The organism is uncultured Campylobacter sp., assembly GCF_938017775.1.
Taxonomy (GTDB): Bacteria; Campylobacterota; Campylobacteria; order Campylobacterales; family Campylobacteraceae; genus Campylobacter_B.
Genome location: NZ_CALIIU010000050.1, coordinates 1 through 2,548, shown reverse-complemented (window position 1 = coordinate 2,548; position 2,548 = coordinate 1). Strand labels below are relative to the sequence as shown.

Below are 2,548 nucleotides of genomic sequence, written 5' to 3'. Positions count from 1 at the left end.
TCTTTATGGTTATATCTCATAGTGGTAGCAGCAACGCTCACGATAGCTTGCGTTTCTTGGAATTTTATAGAAAAGCCGGCATTGAAATTAAAACAAATAAAGGTTGCAAAATGATACAAGCAATAGTTAAAAAAGGTAAGGTTTTGGCGGAGCAGATCCCTGCTCCAAGCGTTTCAAGGGGATGCGTTCTTATCAAAGTAGTGAATAGCTGCATATCGGCGGGCACCGAGATAAGCGGCGTATCAAATAGCGGAAAGAGCTTGATTAGAAGGGCTTTGGAGCAGCCGGAGAACGTAAAAAAAGTCATCAATATGGTAAAATCCGACGGCATAGCTAGCGTCTATGCGAAGGTAAAGGGCAAGCTTGATAGTGGAAATCCGACCGGCTATTCGCTTAGCGGCGTCGTCATAGCTGTCGGAGAGGGCGTTTCAAATTTTGAGATCGGTGAGCGCGTTGCTGCAGCCGGTGCAGGGCTTGCAAACCACGCAGAATACGTAGACGTGCCTAAAAATTTAGTTATGAAAATGCCGCAGGATATGGACTTTGAGCGGGCTTGCACCGTGACGCTAGGCGGCATAGCGATGCAAGGCGTTAGGCGGATCGATCTAAGGTTGGGCGAGACCTGCGTAGTCGTGGGAGCTGGGATTTTAGGGCTTCTTGTGGTACAGATGCTTAAAATTTCAGGCGTGAGGGTCGCAGTTAGCGATTTTGACGATAGGCGCTTGCAGATAGCTAAGCAGTACGGCGCCGAGCTTGTTATAAACCCGTCAAGAGACGATTTGTTAGACGTAGTTGCGTCTTGGAGCGGCGGACACGGCGCCGACGGAGTTCTATTTACCGCCGCTACGAGCAGCAGCGAGCCGCTATCTCAAAGCTTTCAGATGTGTAAGAAAAAGGGCAGAGTGGTGCTCGTAGGCGTTGCCGGTATGCAGATAAATAGAGAGGATATGTATAAAAAGGAGCTTGATTTTCTCATCTCCACATCCTATGGTCCCGGTCGCTACGACAAGAGCTACGAAGAGCAGGGGCTTGATTATCCGTTTAGCTACGTAAGATGGACCGAAAATCGAAATATGAGCGAGTATCTAAGGCTAGTAAATGAAAATTTGATAAAGCTAGATAAACTCATAGACGCAAAATATCCTATCGAGCAGGTAACGGAGGCGTTCGAGTCGCTACAGACTTCGCAGAATAAGCCGCTTATGGTTTTGCTTGACTACGGCGAGGCAAATTTAACCGAGCTTGATAGCTATTTAAATCATGATAAAAAAATCATTATAAATTCTACGCCAGTAAACAGGGATGTGATAAATGTCGCGTTCGTCGGAGTCGGCGGATTTGCCACCGGTATGCACCTGCCCAACATCTCAAAGCTTACGGATAAATATAAAATTTACGCGATTATGAACCGAAGCGGGTATAAGGCAAAGGCGGTGGCGCAGCAATACGGAGCGAACTACGCTACTTCAAATTTAGACGATATTTTAAACGATAAAAATGTTGATCTGGTGATCATCTCCACGAGGCACGATAGCCATGCGGAGCTTACTTTAAAGGCGCTTGAAGCGGGCAAAAACGTATTTGTAGAAAAGCCGCTTGCGACGAATAAAGACGAGCTGGAAAAGATAAAGAAATTTTACGCTGAGGGAGGCGACAAGCCCGTGCTGTTCGTGGGATTTAATAGGCGATTTAGCGCCTATGCACAGGAGATAAAAAAGCACACGAGCGCTAGAATAAATCCGATGATAATTAGATATAGAATGAACGCAGGCTACATACCGATGGATCACTGGGTGCATGAAAACGGCGGCAGAATGGTCGGCGAAGCGTGCCACATAATAGATCTGATGACGGCGCTAACTGGCAGCGAGATACAGAGCGTATTTTCGCAGGCCATCACGCCGAGCAATGAAAAATATAGCGCTGAGGATAACAAATCCATCGTCTTAAAATACAAAGACGGCTCGGTGGCAAATATCGAGTATTTCGCAAACGGCAGTAAGGAGCTAAGTAAGGAATTTATGGAGATCCACTTCGACGGCAAGAGCATTGTTTTGGACGATTATAAAAGCCTAAAAGGATATGGAGTGGGGGTGAAAGAAATTTCAACGAACGTAAGCCAAAAGGGACAGCTTGAAGAGCTTGAGGCGTTATTTGGGACTCTAAAAGGCAGCAAAAAAAGCTGGCCGATAGAGCTTTGGGATATGGTGCAGACTACGGAGATTTCGTTTTTGATATGAGTTCGTTAGTGCAAGATAGGCTTAAAAAATACGATAAAATTTTAATAATCGGACCGTATCCGCCTCCTATTGGCGGAGTGTCTGTTTATATTTATAGACTGAGTAGGTCGCTATATAATTCGCAAGTATTTGATGTATCTAAGAATGGTTTTAAAAAATATATCGATTTATTTGCGGTATTGTGCAAAACAAAATTTCGAGCCGTAAATATTCACTCGTTTAGTATGACGATAGTTTTTGTGCTCATGATTACTAGACTTTTTAAAAATTTTGATTTAATTGCTACTAGCCATAATCCAAGATTGTTT

1 protein-coding gene is annotated in these 2,548 nt (G+C 44.4%); it reads left to right on the top strand.

Annotation, left to right across the window (positions count from 1 at the left end):
* Positions 1-110: 110 nt before the first annotated feature.
* Positions 111-2,240, top strand: coding sequence for a bi-domain-containing oxidoreductase (locus tag Q0537_RS07280; protein WP_299226560.1), 2,130 nt, complete (start codon positions 111-113; stop codon positions 2,238-2,240).
* The last annotated feature ends 308 nt before the right edge of the window (positions 2,241-2,548 follow it).